Consider the following 19,564-nt stretch of genomic DNA (forward strand, 5'->3'; position numbering starts at 1 on the left):
AATACGTGGATTCCATATAAGAAAAGGGGCACTTCTGAGTTACGAAGTGCCATCTGTGAAGGTTCTGGACATTTCCGAGTTGCGTTTTATCTAATTTAGTAAGTCATGAATTAACAGAAGTAGGGCAACTCGCTTAGTCAAGTGTCCAGTATCACTGGTGCAGATCAGTTATCATATTTTAAGTAAATCACTCTAGAAAGGAAGCGAAACCTATGAATTTTAGTTTTGAACAACTTCTCGCGTTCGTGACCGTTTATGAACAACTCTCGTTTAGCAAAGCCGCGGTCAAACTCAATAAGCACCGAACTACGATAGGGCAGGTGATTACCAACCTTGAAGACCAACTAGCGGTCAGTTTGTTTGAACGAGTGGGGCGTTCGGTAGAGCCAACTGAAGATGGTCACCTTCTTTATCACAATGCTAAATTAACCATCGAGCAAGCGCGTACTTTCGATAAATTGGCGCTAAGCCTCTCTTATGGTGGATTAGAAAGCGTCAACATCGCTTATTCTAGTGTGATTCCTCATCGCGCTTTGGTTGAAATCCGCCAGCAATTTCTTCGCGATTTTCCGCTAATGCGCGTGAACTTTTTTGTTAGGAATAAACAGGACATCAAAAGAGGCATAGATAGTGGCGAATACCATTTTGGTATCGTCAATGTGCATGACCGTCAGGCGATGTATAGCTTTGATGCTACTTTCCTTGGGCATTTCGAATTTCTCCCTTTTGTTCAAAAAGGTGGAGATCTATCTAGGTTGGAGAAAAGTGCAGTCTTGGTGGCTCTGAAAAACAGCAAACAATTTGTCTTACGATCTTTTATTGAAGAAGGTATGTCAGAGAAGATTATTTACAGCTCAGACAATGAAGCAATCGATCAACTTGCCCTAGTGATAAAGATGGTCGAAGCGGGGTTGGGTTGGGCGTTACTGCCTAAAACCTTTTCTAATACTGAGTTTGCCAATCATGCTATTGAGCCAGTTGAAGCCGATGAGATGCTAGAGGGCTTCAAGTTTGGCTTCGCGCTTTGGTGTCCACATTCCAAACAAATTGTTGATATTAAAAAGTCGTTAATCACCGTGATAAACAATTATCGCAAGCGATTTGAAGATGGTCTCCGTCGTTAACTCATAGACTCATCCAATTTTTTAACAAGGTTCAATTAGAGCCTTGTTTTCGTTTCAGTTAACTTTAAGTTCGAGTTTTGATGGATTACACCCTTTATATAGGAGTGTGAGGTATCAAGCTGACTATCTCTTCAGTCATGTCACTTTCCCTGTACCTTTAAATAATATAAAAGATATCATACAGTTTGTTGTGATTTTACCCCCAGCCCGTGAAGATAAAGTGACTAAATGGTTGATGTGATACATAGCAATTGTTCACAACTAAAGTTCATAAGGATGGATGACTTTTAGTAGGGAAAATGTTCGCATCCTAAACGATGTAGAGTATTCAATCTAAGTGATTTTGGGGCAGATCTGAGCTAGCAGGCACTTTGCAAGAAAAGCGCCACGAGTAAAGCTTCAGGCTTATGAAGCCTCTGGACATTTCCGTTTTAGCAAGATTGCCAATTAAGCAAAGCATGAATTAAAAGGATAGAAAAAGTCGCTTACGTGATTGTCAGGGATCATTAGACCACTACAACTTCAATTGTCAGTTATAACTAAAACGGCACCTAGCCTTTGAGCAAAAAAACCTATATAACTCACCCCCACCTTCATGCTCTCTTACTCGAAAGAAAAAAATACTCTTCCCTCCCTCCTCATACGCGAGAGCTAGCTCAGCATCATCTCTTATCAAACCTTCAGCTACTAAGTGAACTTCTAATGCATCGAGTGCTTTTTCTTCTAAGGCTTTATCGTGAATTGGTTTAAAACCTCCAAATGAAAGGGAAGAAAAAAAAGAGCAAAAACAAAAAAAACAATTCGCATAACTATTCCTTTTTTATTAGTTCAATACTAATTCCAGTTTAGTAAGAAATTAAGATTGTCGCAGCAGTGAAACTAAATAGATAGCTCTCGTTTCATGCAATTAAAGTCGGAGTTCATCATTCTTATTATGGTAAATGGGTAAATTAGCTACCAAAAACAACCCTCAGACCGCCTCAAACGCTCTCAGCGAGGATTTTGGGCTTGTTCAAGGCTATGCTCATACTACCTTGTATGTGTGTGACTCTTTCAGTGCGATTTACAGAGCAAAAACTAGCGAATTCGTTTGAGTCAAGAACTGTACTCTGCCCCCACTTTTCGTACTTTGTGAGTTAAGTCGCCCCGTTAGCAAGAATTTGGACAGCCGCAACTACCTTAAAATGCAGGTCACATTCTCCACTGGACGGACGGCGCATTCGGTTACTTCCCACCTTACACATTAGGTGCGATGTACGCGGCTCAGTTCATGGCTTCAATGAAGAAAACAGTGGATGTGAACTCAGTGATTGAAAGCGGTGACCTATCCCCTATCTTCAATTGGTTAGAATCGAACATTTGGAGCAAAGGCAGCCTGCTTACTACTGATGATTTGGTGAAAGGTGCAACAGGTGAAACCTTGAATGCGCAATACTTCAAAGATCATTTGAGAAGTCGTTACCTTTAATGGAATAAATCGATAGAGGCTGATCAGTTTATTGATTCAGCCTTTTTAATCACATTTTCAAAACATACTTAGATTGATTTGAAGGTTTTATCCCTTCATCGAACTTAACAATCACGGAAGATTCTGGTACCTACTAGCACGAAATTGGACAATAACAAGTTAGGAGCAGTCATAAACTGCAGTCTCATTCGAAGCGATTAAAAAAGCACTTCTAAACGAGATGTTAGAAGTGCTAATTATTGAGTAAATTTAATAAACTTCTTATACCCAGACTTGATCAAATACTCGGTACATGTTGCCACCTAAGAACTTGCTGCAGTCTTCTTCTGAGTATCCATTTTCAAGCATGGTATCAATTAGAGCTGCAACAATTTGATATGGTGCTGGGGTAGGAAACCCTTTTGCTCCTACAGCGGCACTATAGCCACCATCAGGGAATACGTTCTGCCCCATTGGTGTTTGAATAATAGACGCTGTAAAATTGATGTTCGGGATATAGTCTGAACCGAAGCCAACGTGGTCTATACCGACTAAGTTGACCATATAATCAATATGTCGAAATAATTGTTCAGTCGTCAATATATCTGGGTTAGATGTATCCATAAAGGCAGCCACCATATTTATTGAGCAAACCCCACCGGTTGCCGCAACACCTTTAATCACAACGTCAGAAAGGCTTCTCTGATAATCGGCAATGGCTTTCGCACCTGAATGCGAAGAAATGACAGGTTGGCTACTGCGTTCAATCGCATCTAAGGAGGTTCGTTCGCCAGTATGGCTTACATCAACAGGCATACCGTATCGGTTATAAGCGTCGACAAGTTTTTTTCCATATTCAGTTAGACCACGGTTCTCAATTTCGAAGCAGCCATCACCCACATCATTACGTTGATTATATGCCAATAAACAGTAACCATAGCCCATCTCACGCCATAGTCCTACGCGATCAACATCACCACCAAATATTTGAGTACCTTGGTGAGTGAAGTAAATACCCAATTTGTTTTGTTTTACCGCTTCATCAATATCTTTGGTAGTGCGGATCATCATATAGTCGTCTGGGCGTTCTTTCATTTTGCTTAGGTAGAACTGAGCGCCTTTCATAATGCCTTCAACCGAGGCATCTAACGAGTCTGCGGAAGGACATGCTGCTAGTACCTTGAATCCAGCGGCTTTGCACTTGTCCATTTCATCATGGAATTCTGGTGCTTCAGGTGAAGACCATTGAGAGGGCCAAAGACCGGAAAAAAGGCTGTCAATAGCCATAGAATCTCGAACAATTTTTTTTGCACGTTCAGATGCAGGATATTTGTGTGTTCGTTGAGGGATTTTTGAATAATCTTTTATTTCAAATTCTGGTAATTTTGGTGCACCTGACTTTGTCGCTTTATCATTACTTGGTTCGATTTCAGATTTGTTGTCCATATTTGAAATTTTCCTTAACAGTGTTAGCTTCTATAAAATATAAATATGTTGGAAGTTTGGAAGTAAAGATAGGTACGGATTTATATCAAACGGAGTGTTAAGCCCTTTGTACGCACCTTTTTATGCACCTTTTTATAAATAAACTACGCCCAATGACATGATAAAAACGTGATTTATGTCGAATATTTTTGGCAAATCTATCTAAATGTTACCTCAATTAGAAAATTCATTTAAAAGTATTATATGTGACACTTTAAGAAATTATCGAAGAGGTGAGATAAAAAAGCGATACCTGAGTATCGCTTTCTATAGTCTGATTTATCATTGATTAGGTGAATTAACGTCGAATGGCTTCGCCTGCTTTAACGTCTGTATCTAGTTGTGTGTTGTTGACAACGATTTTGCCGTTAACCAATAACCAATGTACGCCTACGGCTGGGTGGTTAGGATCTTGGTAGGTGCCCACATCAGCGATAGTTTCTGGGTCGAATACCACGATATCTGCGTCCATATTAGTTTGGATTCGTCCTTTATTTTTCATTTGAGGGACAAAATCTTCTATTAATTGAGCTGGCATCAGTGTCATTTTACGTAGTGCTTCCGTCATCGTTAACAAGCCGCGCTCACGAACATAGACTCTGAGTACTTTAGCAAAGGTGCCATTTGATCTAGGATGAGAGAATAGATCTTTTGGTAATGGCCACTCGTCACCTGCATAATTTTCAATGTGGCCGTCTTCGTCCATATGCATCCAGAACATTTCGTCAGATTCAATCAACACATTAGGATTTAGAATCGAAGCGTCTAATAGAGCAAGATCTTTAGGGTTTTGCTCGTCTAGGAAGTGCCAGACAATAAAGGTACCAGGTTTATTTTCTTGGTAGTCTTTCAACTGTTCTTCTGTCATACGTTCTTTACCTAGCTGAAAGTTTTCAGCGGTTGAACCCATACGTTCCCGCCAGCCTTCACCAGAAAACATGGCTGCGCCAACGACAGTACTTGCTGCGCCCCAAGGGTAAGCGCCCACAGTAACATTGATTCCTTGTTCTTGAGCCTTATTGACCATAGGTAAGATGGTTTCGATATCTTTTAATGAAGTACTGTTAATATGACAAAAGTGCATATGAGCGCCAGTGATAGCGGCATTGCCCACTAATTCTTTAACGGCTTCAAACGAGCTTTGTGGCTCGGCATTGCTGGCATAGCGAACGTGAGTATAGGTTGCTACGTCTCTTTCTGCGGCTAATTCAGCCAATGCATAATATTCTTTTTGACCATGGCCCGGTGCATAGCCAGCGTTAATCCCGATACCTAGGCCACCTTCATCAAGGCCTTGCTCAATCAGCTTGATGATTTTACTTTCTTGCTCGGGTGTTGCTATATCCATCTTCCAATCATTACGTGATTGAGCTTTTTGGAAATAGCCAACGGTCGCTTCGGGTTCCGTCTCACTAAATGTAGCAATACGAGCGTAAGTCCAACCAGCTGCTGCACCATAGTTTAATGGTAAGCCTTTTTCAGCTTGTCCTGCATACCAGTCACTGATAGGTAGAACACCAGATTCGAGTTCCAGCATAGTGGTAACGCCTTGCATCGCCTGCATTCTGTAGTCACCAATGTTTTGACCATGAGCGTGGACGTCGATGAATCCAGGGGCAACAACTTTACCTGTAGCGTCAATAGTTTTATCCCCAGAAATACTATCGGTCGTTATTGCTGTGATCTTATTATCTTTGATCCCGACATTAGCAACAGAATCGAAATTTGTTTCAGGGTCGATAACTCTGCCGTTCAAAATTACAACATCATAATTAGCGGCGATAACAAGTGGTGACATAAGGCCAAAGCCGACGATCGTAGCCTTTTTAATGAATGATTCTAGTGGTTTCATAATTTTATCCCGTGTGTGAGATGAACTATAAGTGTTACGTGTCAAAAATCTTAGACCAATAATTTCACGCTATCTACCTGATCCTCTTCTTTGCTCATTTTTCTCAATGATAAGACAAATCTAACGTGACAAGAGAAAGTGACTCAAAAACAATCACTTTTACGCTCATCTCACCCACAGCTATTGACTTTGCCGCTCCAGAGCTGCCCTTCTCTATAAAGGCAACTTTGACAAAATAATCCTTTATAGCTAAACGTTTTTGTACCAACGTTTTCGTCAGGGAAAAAAAAATGCCAAACCTTAAATTACGAAGCTTAAGCGCGATATTCTTCTTTGCTGTCACTCTTCCCATCGTAGTGTTAGCCGACGAGGGGCAAGATGTAGAGGAGGTAGCTAAAGAGCTAGCCAACCCAAACACAACGCTTGGCTCGATGTCCTTTAACTTGGATTGGACGAACTATCAAGGCGACTTAAATTCAGCGAACAGTCAGAACGGGTATCGCTTGAGCTTTCAACCTGTTCTCCCTGTGCCAATTGCAGAGCGAACCAACTTATTTATCAGACCAAATATACCTTTAATATTTGACCAACCCTATTACAAGGGCGATAGATTTGAAAATTCAGATGCAGGTCTCGGTGATATCGGCTTTGATGTGGCCGTTGGTCATACCTTTGAGAGCGGCATGATTGTCGTGGGGGGGATAGTGGGTACACTGCCCACCGCAACAAGCGATGAACTGGGTAACGATCAATTCTTACTCGGTCCAGAGTTTGCCTTAGCCTACGTACAAAGCTGGGGGGTTATCGGGGCGTTAATTACCCATCAATGGAACGCTGGCGGAAGCAATGACGCCGACGCGAGTATTACTGGTGGACAGTACTTCTATACCGCGAATCTAGACGATGGATGGCAAATTCAAGCGCAACCAACTTGGAGCTATAATCACGAAGCGAGCAGTGGAAATAAATTGTCATTCCCTATTGGTATTGGGTTCGCTAAGACGACTCTCATTGGTGGCAAACCCATCAAGTTTGGTCTTCAATACTGGAACTACATTGAAAGCCCTGACGCGTTTGGGATAGAGCATCAACTTCGACTGGTCATCACACCTGTTGTTGCTCTTCCTTGGTGATAACAGGTCGCAGGATAAAATTAGACATAAAAAAACCGCAGCGAACTGCTGCGGTCTTAAATTTGGCGGTGAGTGAGGAATCCGACTTATTTATTTAAGATGCTGATATATATCCATAAAAAAACTCGCAAAGAGAGCGGTAATACTTATGGTAATACTTTTAACCAAGTGTCAAATTCATAAGTTACTGCATAAATTTTTAGGCTAAGGCAACTATACTTTATCCTAACGTACTTAACCTGCTTACAACCGCCAGCTAGTAATTCAGTCTATTTCAACATAAGTATAATAGCTTCTTCAACGGCATCAGTTAGGTATTTCCAACGGTGCTGCAATAGCCATGCAGGCTAAGACCCCCGATACACGGTTACTCACTTTAATCCCTTTCCGCACAGAATCTCTGAGCCTTAAGAAGGTTCTGGGCATTTCTGAGTTACGAAATGGTGCGTGAGAAGTTTCTGGACAAAAGTGTGCTACGCGATTTGCTAATTTAGTGAGCAATGGATTAGTTTAAGTAAGTTAAATGAGATTTGTCTTAAAATAGACAAAAAGCACGTCGGGCAGCCAATTACTCAGTATTGTTTGCAGGAGCCGTTTAATTAGTAGTGTCTACTTTGGCCACATCAAGGTTCCAAGCATATGAAAATTAATTGAATGCTCGGGCTATCCTCCCATGCCCTTGATAATCGTATTTCACTGAGTTACTGCTAACGAATACTGATTCACCAGCTCTCAACACAACGTGATTATTTTGACTTGAAATTGCAACTTCACCTTCAATACAAAACAGTATTTCTGCGCTACGAACAAACTGTGCTTGGCTGGTAATCTCGACTGTCATTACTTCAAAGCAGAAGTCATCAACTGGGATCGGGTAGCTCACTTTATTACTCTCTTTATATATTGGTTTTAGCCGAATCTCCGCTGGTTCAATCGGTTCGAATGAGGTGTTATCTATTAACTCAGTTACATCAATGTGTTTTGGTGTGAGCCCTGCGCGCAAAACATTGTCTGAACTTGCCATTATCTCCAGACCAGTCCCCTGCACATATGCATGTGGGGTTTCGGCGTACAAAAACATTGCTTCGCCAGGTGCTAATTCAACAGTATTAAGCATTAGTGGAGAAAATAGGCCGATATCTCCAGGATAATGCCGCTTAAACTCAGCACTGTACTGCAGAGCCTCGCGCCCTATCATGGTTTTAGCCGGACGTCTGTGCGCCTCACCAAGTTCAGCCAGTGCCACCTTTTTACGTTCACCTTCAAGTGACATAATCGCAGCAAAGAACTCTTTTAGCGCTGCACTATCTGCGTGCTTTTCTAGCTCGGAAATTTCTTTCGCCAGACTTGGAATGTCGGCCTCTTTAAACAAAGTAATAATGTCTGCAATTGGGCGAAATCCATTCATCGCTTTATAAAAGGTTAAAGCGTAAACCAATTCAGGCTTATGGTTGGAATCTTTATAGTTTCTGTGCGCGGCATCTAGCGGAATCCCTCGTTGGTTTTCTCGCTCAAACCCTTGCTGCGCTTTATGTTTACTAGGGTGTACCTGAATAGAGAGTGGCATCTCTGCGGCAAGCACTTTGAATAAGAAAGGCAACTCCCCAAAACGTGCAGCGGTGTAGCCACCAAGAATATCTTGCTTGTTGTGCTCAATTACCTCAGCAAGAGGCTCTCCGGTACCATCGAGCCTAGAGCAGCCATTTGGGTGAGCACCCATCCAGATCTCTGCCTGTGGCTTGTGCTCTGGATTATTGATACCAAATAGGTTGTGAATGGAGTCTTTACTACCCCATGCATAGTTTTGGATGACGTTATCAAGCTTAAATAGAGACATACTACTTCTCTCCAAAAATCTGTGCGCCGACTTTCAAAGTAGCGGCAATATTGCGTGCAGTGCGAGTCAGATTATCGCCCGCCTCTGTCAGAACTTGTTCTAGTGGTTGTGGTGAACGAACCGTGCCAAAGGTGCTATCGACAACGTTGTAGAGTTCATCAATCTCTTTACCCAATGAGCCTGCAATTCCAATCACGGGAATACCTTGTAGCGTGGCTCGTTTAGCAATACCAAACGGGGTCTTGCCTTGCAGGGTTTGGTTATCCATCTGGCCTTCGCCAGTAATAACCAGATCCGTGCCCTGCAGCACTTGGTCTGCGTTTAAGGTGTCTAAAACCATCTCAATACCTTGCTTGATTTGGATATCAAATAGCAGTGATAAACCAAGAGATGCGCCACCAGCAGCGCCAAAGCCAAGTGTAGTTCGGTTATCTGTTCCAGTGAGATTGCTGCTGACCTCTCCAAAATGATTCAACGCGTCATCAAGCTGATCAATCAGTTCCGAGGAAGCCCCTTTTTGAGCACCAAAGATATAGCTAGCGCCGTTTTCACCAACTAATGGATTGTTGACATCACAAGCGATCACAAACTCGACCTGTTGGCATCGAGGATGGATATTGCTTAAGTCGATACGAGAAAGGTTAGAAAGAGCAGTACCACCCAAGGCAATCTCATTGCCTTGCTCGTCCAACAACTTGCCACCCAATGCTTGGACGATACCAGCCCCACCATCATTGGTGGCGCTGCCTCCAAGACCAAGCAGGACTTTATTTACACCTTTCTCAAGTGCCTCTTTGATCAACTCACCAGTACCATAGGTAGTTGCAAGGGCAGGATCGCGATCTTGTGGCGAAACTAGGTCTAATCCCGATGCTGAAGCTATCTCTATCAATGCCGTATTACCGTCATCAAGCAGTGCCCAATGTGCATCGACGGTCTCACCTTGTGGGTTCATCACTTGGGTAGTTTGCACAATGCCATCTAACCCTTGCATCAATACATCGACCGTTCCCTCACCGCCGTCGGCCAGCGGTAGATGCACATACTCCGCTTCTGGGAATACTTGTGCAAAACCGGCTTCAACGCTTTGGCATACCTGCTTGGCACTAAGAGACTCTTTAAATGAATCGGGGGCAATTACAATCTTCATCTCGGTTCACCAACTCCGCCCAGTTGGAATCAGAGCGGAGGTTTCTACGGTTAAAAACTAGGATTAAAACTTCACTTGGAATGATTTAGCCTGACACGCATTAAGTGCACCAAAGCTCTGGCTAGCGACTTCGGTATCACGTACTCGCTCATCCAAGCTGGTCTCTTGCCATGAAGTCACTGGTTGAGTGAAGGTAACACCATCTTCAATCTGTCCAGATTCAGCCGGGTTGTAGACACGTAGAATTAAGGCATCTTCATCTTCCGCTTTCTTCAGTACACTAAGAACAGCTCCTTTCTGCTCTTTGGCAAGAAGCGAGTAGGTTAACGGCTTGTCTTGCTCACCGACGTTTAGCTTCATTGCGTTGTACGGGATCTTGTTGTAACACTCGATTGGCGTTACATAGTCTCGTGCTTTAGCCATAACGTTGGCCGCGATATGGTTGCCAGCAAAACCAAGTAAGCTGAATTCACACACCAACTTGCCGCGAGTTTGCGAGTCTGGGGTCGGGATCTTGATACCTGAAGGACGTCCCGGACGCAGCAACAACTCTTCTTTACCTAGAACTCCTACCCCACGCAGTAGAGTTAGAGCAAAGGTATCGCGTTCTTCATTGCCTTGGCTTGATACGAATTCAAACTCACGCAGACCATTGGTCATCAATGCCAGTCCACCTGTCTGGTTTTCAACCGCAGCAAAGTTCATCAGCTGGTACACAGGCACTGGCGCTTCTTTCCAGCTTTCTTGCTCCCATACTTCCATTGCAGGGTCGTTAGTTGGTCGAGTGATAAGGCCAAACTGGTTATCTGCCACCACATTTTCAGAGACAAATGGCGTTGGGATAAGCACACGTACTCGATGATCGTCTGCTTGATTATCTAGCTCCATACGGACTTCAATGCGGCGTGAACCGGCTTTAAGTACCACTTGACAATCGACATCTACATAGCCGTTTTGTCCTGTGCGCTCTTCACGCTCTTGCAGATTAGCTGGTACATCCATTCGCAGTTTGATGCTAGCAACCGATTGGAATCCTTCATGTTTAATATCGGTTTCGACTTTAAACTCATCTGAGTAAAGCAGCCACTCTTTGCGAGATGGCGAATAGTCGTACTCATCGCCATCGTCTGAACCATCTTCAATTTTTAGCACTTGGTCGTATGTCATCTCGGTTTCTTTGTCCAAGATGGTTAGGGTGCCATTGTCGTTCACTTTGATGGTGTAGAACTCATTCTCTAGCAGGTAATCTTTCTGCTCGGCAATCTTCTGAGCACCTTGTTCATTGCCTTGAATATGCAAGGTAGCAAAGCCCATCGCAGGTACAGATTGTTTAATCTGAATATCGTACTCAATAAACGGGTCATAGTTACCGTAGTGGACAATCTGGCGGTCAATCTTGCCTGGGTCGATCACTCGCTGATCTTGGATGAAGTACTCAACTGAGTTGCCGTTATCATCGAAGATGTTGAACTGCTCTGCACGAATAGTGATGGTGGTGTTGATCACCTCTTCACGTTCGTATGGCGATAGGTTAAAGAAAGCTAGCTTGTCGCAGCCTTCACGCGCTGGCATGTGGTCAACAATTTTACGCTTGTAAAAGGTGATCAGATTGCTCGCCATATCGTCGGCTAGGATGTAACGGTTAAGGATCTCCGCATGCACCTTGTCTGAACAGCAGCAGCCAATAGAGTCATGGGCATGGTTCTTCATGCTCTCTTTCCACATTTTCTCAATCAAGCCATGGTGATATTCAAAACCTAGTGACCAAGCGATAGAAGCAAGAGGTTCTAGGATGTTGACGATCTTATTCTCTACCTGAGCGTGGATCAGCTTGATATCCATACGAGTTGACGAAATTGTACGGTGCACACGCATGTATTTGCCGTCGTTAAACTCGCCTTTTACTGTGTCTAATTGATCGCGTTCTTGCTTGATGCGGTCGAACACCTCTTCAAAGCGGCTCATCACAAACTCACGTTCTGGGTAAACCTCACGTAGCTTGTCCATCACCTCAAAGATGTCTTTTTGGATTGGCATCTGATCGTGACCATTCGGCAGCAGGATATCTTTGGTCACTGACGGTTTTTCTAACACCGGGAAGTATTTGTCTAGGCGAGCACGCAGCCCTTCTTCATCTTGAGGTAGGTACTTACCAATCGCATATCCAAGAGGCAGTACTTGTGCAGCTACTTCTGAACCATCATTAGATTGCCATAAGAACTCAGTTTTGTTGGTACCGTGACGCTCAGAGCAACCACGCCAGAACATCGCTGTATCGATATCAAATCCGTTATAGATCATCGGCAACTGTGAGCTCATTGAGAACGAGTCTGGCAAGTAACCAATTTTCATTGGCTCACCTAACTCTAGACAATCGCGTAGGCCGTACAACATGTTACGAACGATTGACTCACCACCAACCTGCATAGTGTCAGTTTGAGAGTACCAAGGGCCAACAATAAGTTTGCCCGCCTGAACTAGGTCACGTACACGCTCTTTATTTTCTGGCTTGATGGCAAAGTAGTCTTCAAGGACAGCGGTCTGACCATCAAGTACATAGTATTTGTATTCTGGATCGCTCTCCAGACGTTGCATGATCTCTTCCATGTTGTTCACCAGAAGAATACGAGACTCTTCAGTGGTGAAGTACCATTCGCGATCCCAGTGCATGTGTGGGGTAATATGAACGCGTGATTTAGTCATTGTTTTGTACCTGTAAAGACTGTGCTGTGCGACTTAAATGAGTAATGGCTTTTGAGTAAACGCTGAGTTATCCAAATAACTTTGAAGCAATAGAACCAAACAACCCTTTCTTCTCTTCAACTACTGGTGCAGATTCTTCGGCTGCCTGTTCAATTTGTTCTTCCTCATCGCTAAGAAGTGCAAAAATTTGTTCTACAGTTGTCGCGCTAAGTACCGCTTCACGAACTTCATCATCAATCAAAGTACTTGTCAGCTCGGTCAGCAGTTGCATGTGTGTAGAGCCCGCTTCAGCATTAGGAATAGCAATTAGAAAGATCAGATTTACATCCTCTTCTTCATCAATGCCCTGCCATTTCAAATCTTGTTTTAGGGTTGCGACTGCAAATGCTGCTTCTTTCACTGCGTCGGTTTTGCCATGTGGAACAGCAAGGCCTTCGCCTAGCGCCGTTGCACCATGCTCTTCACGGGCAAACACAGCTTTTAAATACTCTTCTTTGTCGTGCAGTTTGCCTTGTTGGTCGAGTTGTTCAGCGAGTGCTTCAATTGCAGCGTCACGACTTTCGAACGTCGTTTGTAGATTAATCAGTGATGAGTTGGTAAGCGTTGTAAGGTTCATAGTTTTAGCCCCGTGTTCACGTTCTTTTGGGTTATCTGTTTATGTGACAACAATAATACCAATCAAATACAAATAAACCATGATACAGATCTCACAAATATCACGATATGTATTAAATTGGAGTTAAAGGCCCATATTTGTATTCTTTATCATTATTTAACTGGGTAGAATTCGTATTATTCAAGTCAAAGGTCACACACTAAGACCTGTTAGAGTGGTTCTACAGGTTAATACGCAAGAGGTTAGCTAGGATATGACGACAAGATTACCCATGTACCGACAAATCGCTGATGCCATTAGAGATAAGATTAGCGCCGGTATTTACAAGGTTGGTGAAGCACTACCGACAGAAGCACAACTCCGTGAAGAGTTCTCTGTCAGCCGCGTAACTATACGCCAAGCGCTTAAACTTCTAATCGAACAACAAGAGCTAGAAAGTATTCAAGGTAGTGGTACCTATGTAAAAGAGAGCAAAATAAACTACAACATCTACCAACAGAGCAGCTTTGCTGAGAAATGGGCTCATTTGCAGGGAGTAACACACAGCGATGTCTTATCTTTCGAGGTACAAGCCGCCTCATTAACGCTGGCCGAACACTTGGATATCAATGAAGGCGAGCGCATTTTCTACATCAAGAGAGTACGTTTCCTGGACGAGACCGCCATTACGGTTGAAGAGACTTGGATGCCAACGACTATGTTCCCAGACCTCAGTTACCAAGTGATGCAAGGGTCGAAATATGACTACATCGAAAAGCAAAAGAAGATGGTGATAGATAGAAGTGAGCAAGAAATCATGCCTGTCCTTCCACCAAGTGACGTGGCGACATTGCTTGGAGTCAATCCTACAGAACCTGTTATAGAAAAGCGTACTCGCGGATACCTAGAAAATGACACCATCTTCGAATATAGCCGAAACTATTTCACGACCAACAACTATAAATTTACCCTCACCTCTAAGCGCCAAAGGGCGAATACAAGCTATTCTATTTAAATAAGGGTTTTATTACTTAATGTCGCCTCGTAGCTATTTAGTATTATATTTCAATGGCATATAGTCATAGTGCATTTTTTGTATTACTTTGATACTGAGAACAATAAAAACAAATTAAATACAAATAATACAACTTGTGAGAATTATCACAGATGATTAAAACAAATTAAGTAAGAATATAATCATTGAGTGACCTATTTGTCGCTCAAATGACGAGAGACGACGCAAAGGAACATCAGATGAAAATCTTAGCGATTACAGCATGTACAGCCGGTGTAGCGCACACCTACATGGCGGCTAAAAATTTAGAAAAGAAAGCAGCCGCGCGCGGTTGGGAAATAAAGGTCGAGAAGCAAGGTGCGAATGGACTAGATGGAAAACTAACCGCACAAGATATCGCGCAGGCCGATGGCATTATCTACGCTGTTGACGTAGGCGTAATTGAAGCTGAGCGCTTCGAGGGGCTAACGTCTGTGCAAGGTAAGGTTAAAGATGGTATCAAAGCCGCTGATGAAATGCTTGATGCACTCGAAGAGAAGGTCAAAGCGGGTGGCTCAAATGCGAAAGCAGCCACGACGACCAACAAGTTTGCCGAGAAGGAAGAGAGCAACGACAATATGATCGTTAGTTTCTTGAAACTTTGGTACAAGGGCGCTCTTTCAGGCGTATCTCACATCATTCCTCTTGTTATAATCGGTGGTCTTTGTGTAGGTCTTCTAAATCTATTCTTCGGCTACGATTACACCCACCTTTATGATGAAGCGATACTGGTTGAATACACGGGCAAAACATACGCAGACCTTGGCATAATTAACGCCGCTGAAGGGTTAGCAAACAGTGAAATCGGTGCAATTAAGAAAGAAGTTTATGCAGCTATTGCACAGCCAGAAGCCAAAGCGCAGTTTGAGTCTTCGTTTCAAGGCATTATTCATTTCCTATACTACGGCACGTTAAAAGCATTTAACCCACTGTTAATCTGTGTGCTTGCAGCATTTACAGCTTACGGTATGGTCGGTAAACCTGGTCTAGCTCCTGGTTTCGTCGGTGGTTTCGTCGCTGTTGGTGGTGGATTCGGTAAGATCTCTATCATGACCGGCGGCTTCCTAGGTGGCTTAGTAGCCGGTGCAGCAGCAGCGTTATTTGTTATGCTTGTCCGCCAGATCAAAGTACCGAAAGTACTAGAGTCAGTGAAGATGATTATCATCACACCTCTACTAGCGGGTATCGCAACACTAATCTTTATGTATGCGGGCCCTGGTAAGTTCTTCGCGATGCTTAACAGTGGTTTGGTTGACTGGCTAACCTCAATGGGCACAAACAACCTACTGATTCTTGGTTTCATCCTCGGTGCTATGGCTTGTTTCGATATGGGCGGCCCGGTAAACAAAGCGGCTTACCTATTCTGTATCGGTGTTGGTACAAGTGGTGACTTCGCTGGTGATGCATCAATCTTTTACGCTGCCTTTACTGCTGCGAAATGTATCCCTGGTATGTCATTAGGCATTATGTCTGTCGTATTCAAACGTTTCTTCGATGAAGAAGATCGCTTGGCAGGCCCTTCAACCGCTATCTTAGGTTTCTGTGGTATCACTGAAGGTGCTATCCCTTACGCTGTAAAAGATCCAATGCGTATCATCCCTGCTCATATGATTGGTGGTGGTGTAGCGGCTGCATTAATTCTTTCTTCTAAGATTACTATTGGTACCGTAGCTGGCGGCGCAGTGTTCATGCTACCTGTCATCGGTAACCCTGTTGCTTGGCTGACTTACTTCGTCATCGGTATTGCAGTGTCAATGGCACTAACCATCGGATTAAAAGTAATAGGAAACCAAAAAGAAAAGAAGTTAGCTGAAACGAAAGCTTAACTCACCCTCACTTAGTATGCTCCAAAACTCCAAGCCTCCCCCGCTTGGAGTTTTTTTGTATTATCAGCTCACTCACTCAACAACCATTTCTTGTATTCAGTGCTTTAATTCGTATCATTAAGCCTCTAGAGGTGATCACAAGTCGTTGTCACCTATCTCTTTTGTATTGTTTTCGAGGTTTACATGGCAAGACTGCCCCTGTATCGCAAAATAGCTGACGCCATTCGAGAAAAAATCAGCAGTAAGATTTACAAGGTAGGTGAGGCGCTGCCAACAGAAGCTCAACTGTGCGAAGAGTTTTCTGCCAGCCGAGTAACCGTTCGTCAGGCGCTTAAACTTCTGATCGAAAATGAAGAGCTAGAGAGCATTCAGGGTAGTGGCACCTACGTTAAAGAGAATAAGGTTAACTACGATATCTACCAACAAAGTAGCTTTGCGGAAAAATGGGCTCATTTAGGTGGGATAACTCATAGCGATGTAATTGCCTTTGAAATTCAATCTGCCTCGTTAACACTAGCAGAGCACTTAGACATCAACGAAGGCGCTCGAATTTTTTACGTAAAACGCGTTCGTTTTGTCGATGACAACCCAATCACCGTTGAAGAGACATGGATGCCAGTCGACATGTTCCCGGATCTAACCTATCAAGTGATGCAAGGCTCGAAATACGATTATATCGAGAAGCAGAAAAAACTGGTGATAGATAGAAGTGAGCAGGAAATCGTGCCCATCCTCCCGGCTAACGATGTTGCTGAGTTGCTAGGCATCAGTCCTGCCGACCCGATCATTGAGAAGCGCACTCGCAGCTACCTACACGATGACACTGTATTCGAATATAGTCGCAACTACTTTAAATCCAGTGACTATAAGTTCACTCTAGTCGCAAAAAGACGGAAATCTCCCCGTTAACCTGTGGACGTTTTGAGTAAACTTGTAGAATGTTCGAATCGACTATTCAGATTACTATTTATAGGACAAACTTTCTTTAACAAGATAGCTATGAGTAAAAACACTACGGAATGGGGCATAAATGAGCTATAGCTTCCCCTAAATTAACAATTCAGAGATAACTAAACGTATGGAAAGTCGCTTAACGTAGCATCCAGTATTGACGGTGCAGATCAGTTTAAAACTAGCTCATTTATCACCAGTGAGCATATCGAAAAAGGTCTGTCTCGATTCTGGCGTGTTGTCTCTATGAGTTTCGTATTTTACATGCGCGTTTGCATCAACTGCTTTTGATAGCTTGATGCTCCATAGTGCTTTCATTTGATTTGGTACAATTGAATATCGGACATCGATAATACGCAGCTCGTCTGTTGGGTCCTGAGCGATATAACCATTTGAAAACCAGCGGAAACGTTCTATGTCTTTGGCTTGTTGAGAGTCCGGGTCAAGCCAAGGTAAATCCCTGCTAACATTCAGCTTCGCAATCGACTCTCCGGGATACGTGCTTACCGATGTGCCAACCCGCACTGCGTCTACATGGTAATGAGCCTCTGTTTCGTACACCACTTTCCAAACCAAGATATTCGCAAAGCTTGGTTTTGCCTCTAATCGAATCGGTGTGTGTTGCCTTTCTTGCGCTAATTGCCACCCAATCGCCTCTGCCCTGTCTCGCTGAATCATCCCTAATGTTGGATAAATTAGCGCCCAAGTAAACGCAACACGCGCTAGCCAAGGCGCTCGTTTTAACGTCGCAAACACAAGCAACACTAGAATGGGAAGCGTATAAACAGGATCGATGATTGATATGGTATTCCAAGAAAAACGCGCGTTGGTGAAAGGCCAAAGTAACTGCGTGCCATAGGTGGTACAAGCGTCTAACAGTGCATGAGTACCATAGCCCAGAGCACAAAACAGCCAACTTTGTTTGAAAGAAAGCCCACGTTTTTTTGCAATCAGGTGATGCAGAACCAAAGCGCAGATCAAACTGCCAATGGGAATAAAGAAGAGTGAATGGGTAAATTGTCGATGAAATTCCAAAGCCAACAAAGGGTCACTTTGAGACTTAATCAGTGCATCCAAATCTGGTGCTAACCCGGAGAGCAGCCCTAATACCCCAGCAACAACCAAATGTTGTTTTTTGCTGGTCGATTGTGACAAAGAAGCGCCTAACACGCCCTGCGTTAAAGGATCCATAAATCACTCATTGATAGCATTCCGTTGAATCAAACAAAATACATTTAGCTATAGCGGTGAACTGTTCATAACTAAACGGTTTTATCAATATACTCATGTACATAGCTGTATAAGCATAGACCGATAAACAAAAAAAGAGCAGTTATGAAACTGCCCTTTTCTAATTATTGGTGGTTGATCAATTTATTCGTTTTTGTTCTGTATATTCACACTTGAACGATCTTTTATTAACGAGCAACCATGCTTGCTGCGATAACCACCAGCAGTACTGAGAAGATTTTCTTAATCGTTGGAACCGGTAAATGGTTGGTGGCTTTTGCGCCTAACGGAGCCGTAAACCAAGACGTGCACACAATACCCAACAGCGCAGGCAGATAAACAAAGCCAGCAAAGCCATCTGATAGAGCAAAGTGGCTGCTGCCTGAACTGATGTAACCTATCGAGCCAAACAACGCGATCACAATGCCACAAGCCGAGGCACAACCGATGGCCTTTTTCATATCGACAGAGAAGAACGTTAATAGCGGAACCAGCAATGCTCCGCCACCAATACCTATCATGGCAGATAAGCCACCCGTAATTGTTGTCAGCACAGTGAGCACGCCTTTGTTCGGCAGTTTTCGTTCCTTAGGCGCATCATTTTTGCTGCTTAAGAACATCTTGATCGCAATCAGAACCACACTCACAGCAAACACAATACGAACGACTTTTTCCGGTAACAACGCCGCCATAAAACCACTAACCAATGCACCCAGAGCAACACCGAGCATGATCCAAGGCGCCAGATCCCAAGGCACGTTGCCATTCTTGTGGTGAGCGAGTGCAGAAGATGTGGAAGTGAACAGTATCGATGCCAACGAGGTAGCAATCGCAGCGACAACAACTTGGTCGGAAGGTAGAACTTCTAAATACAGTAAAATGCTGCTTAACACAGGAACAATGATCAGCCCTCCGCCAATACCTAACAAACCGGCTAGAAACCCAACACCACTGCCCAGTAACGCACAGTAGAAAATCAACAACAGCAATTCACTCATTTCATCCATCTCTTAATTAAATTAATCGTCTTAAATAACACACTATTAATGCGGTTATATTTCCATCAAGCTAATTAATATAACTGACACCGACTAAAATATTCAAACAGAATAGATCATGAATATTCCTCATGTTGAATGTGAAGTAATACCATTGTTAATGGTCAACCTATCAACGT

At 43.3% G+C, this 19,564-nt stretch carries 12 protein-coding genes and 2 pseudogenes; 6 read left to right on the forward strand and 8 right to left on the reverse strand.

The window, feature by feature from the left end:
- Nucleotides 1-212 precede the first annotated feature (212 nt).
- Both AB4517_RS20720 and AB4517_RS20725 read left to right on the forward strand, forming a co-directional pair.
- A complete protein-coding gene (locus AB4517_RS20720; RefSeq protein WP_102333401.1) occupies nucleotides 213-1,124 on the forward strand; it encodes a LysR family transcriptional regulator in 912 nt (303 codons plus the stop codon).
- 1,198 nt (nucleotides 1,125-2,322) lie between these two features.
- A pseudogene (locus AB4517_RS20725) lies at nucleotides 2,323-2,592 on the forward strand (carboxypeptidase M32); the annotation flags it as partial.
- A gap of 261 nt (nucleotides 2,593-2,853) precedes the next feature.
- On the opposite strand, the gene AB4517_RS20730 reads toward AB4517_RS20725, so the two are convergent.
- Nucleotides 2,854-4,017 carry a dipeptidase gene (locus tag AB4517_RS20730; protein ID WP_017062427.1) on the reverse strand — a complete coding sequence of 388 codons (1,164 nt, stop codon included), beginning with the start codon at nucleotides 4,015-4,017 and terminating at the stop codon, nucleotides 2,854-2,856.
- Between the two features lie 337 nt (nucleotides 4,018-4,354).
- Nucleotides 4,355-5,908: an amidohydrolase family protein gene (locus tag AB4517_RS20735; protein WP_017062426.1), complete on the reverse strand. Its 1,554-nt coding sequence runs from the start codon at nucleotides 5,906-5,908 to the stop codon at nucleotides 4,355-4,357.
- Nucleotides 5,909-6,198: 290 nt separating this feature from the next.
- Here AB4517_RS20735 and AB4517_RS20740 point away from each other — a divergent pair, with 290 nt between their 5' ends.
- A complete protein-coding gene (locus tag AB4517_RS20740; protein ID WP_017062424.1) occupies nucleotides 6,199-7,041 on the forward strand; it encodes a hypothetical protein in 843 nt (280 codons plus the stop codon).
- Nucleotides 7,042-7,687: 646 nt separating this feature from the next.
- Here AB4517_RS20740 and manA read toward each other — a convergent pair.
- From manA to AB4517_RS20760, 4 genes and pseudogenes are all read right to left on the reverse strand, one after another.
- A complete protein-coding gene (manA, locus tag AB4517_RS20745; RefSeq protein WP_102321457.1) occupies nucleotides 7,688-8,878 on the reverse strand; it encodes a mannose-6-phosphate isomerase, class I in 1,191 nt (396 codons plus the stop codon).
- Between the two features lies 1 nt (nucleotide 8,879).
- Nucleotides 8,880-10,028, reverse strand: a complete 1,149-nt coding sequence (locus AB4517_RS20750) for a glycerate kinase (protein ID WP_372121910.1) — start codon at nucleotides 10,026-10,028, stop codon at nucleotides 8,880-8,882.
- A gap of 63 nt (nucleotides 10,029-10,091) precedes the next feature.
- Entirely contained in the window at nucleotides 10,092-12,731 is a 2,640-nt protein-coding gene (gene mngB, locus AB4517_RS20755) for a mannosylglycerate hydrolase (RefSeq protein ID WP_136974899.1), read from the reverse strand.
- Between the two features lie 118 nt (nucleotides 12,732-12,849).
- A pseudogene (locus AB4517_RS20760) lies at nucleotides 12,850-13,347 on the reverse strand (fructose PTS transporter subunit IIA); the annotation flags it as partial.
- A 253-nt stretch (nucleotides 13,348-13,600) separates the two neighbouring features.
- On the opposite strand from AB4517_RS20760, the gene AB4517_RS20765 reads away from it, so the two are divergent.
- The 3 genes from AB4517_RS20765 (at nucleotide 13,601) to AB4517_RS20775 (ending at nucleotide 17,115) form a co-directional block, all read left to right on the forward strand.
- The gene (locus AB4517_RS20765) at nucleotides 13,601-14,341 is read left to right on the forward strand and encodes a GntR family transcriptional regulator (protein ID WP_372149744.1); all 741 of its coding nucleotides are present in this window, start codon (nucleotides 13,601-13,603) and stop codon (nucleotides 14,339-14,341) included.
- A 239-nt stretch (nucleotides 14,342-14,580) separates the two neighbouring features.
- Entirely contained in the window at nucleotides 14,581-16,206 is a 1,626-nt protein-coding gene (locus AB4517_RS20770; protein ID WP_198594332.1) for a PTS fructose transporter subunit IIC, read from the forward strand.
- A 183-nt stretch (nucleotides 16,207-16,389) separates the two neighbouring features.
- Nucleotides 16,390-17,115, forward strand: a complete 726-nt coding sequence (locus AB4517_RS20775; RefSeq protein WP_102321452.1) for a GntR family transcriptional regulator — start codon at nucleotides 16,390-16,392, stop codon at nucleotides 17,113-17,115.
- A gap of 228 nt (nucleotides 17,116-17,343) precedes the next feature.
- Here the strand turns inward: AB4517_RS20775 and AB4517_RS20780 are convergent, their stop codons facing one another.
- Nucleotides 17,344-18,348 carry a metal-dependent hydrolase gene (locus tag AB4517_RS20780; RefSeq protein WP_372149747.1) on the reverse strand — a complete coding sequence of 335 codons (1,005 nt, stop codon included), beginning with the start codon at nucleotides 18,346-18,348 and terminating at the stop codon, nucleotides 17,344-17,346.
- Nucleotides 18,349-18,575: 227 nt separating this feature from the next.
- Nucleotides 18,576-19,385 (reverse strand): sulfite exporter TauE/SafE family protein, encoded by an 810-nt coding sequence (locus AB4517_RS20785; RefSeq protein ID WP_029235341.1) that lies wholly within the window; start codon nucleotides 19,383-19,385, stop codon nucleotides 18,576-18,578.
- Between the last annotated feature and the right edge of the window lie 179 nt (nucleotides 19,386-19,564).

This window comes from Vibrio sp. 10N.222.52.C3 (assembly GCF_041474195.1).
GTDB lineage: Bacteria > Pseudomonadota > Gammaproteobacteria > Enterobacterales > Vibrionaceae > Vibrio > Vibrio crassostreae_C.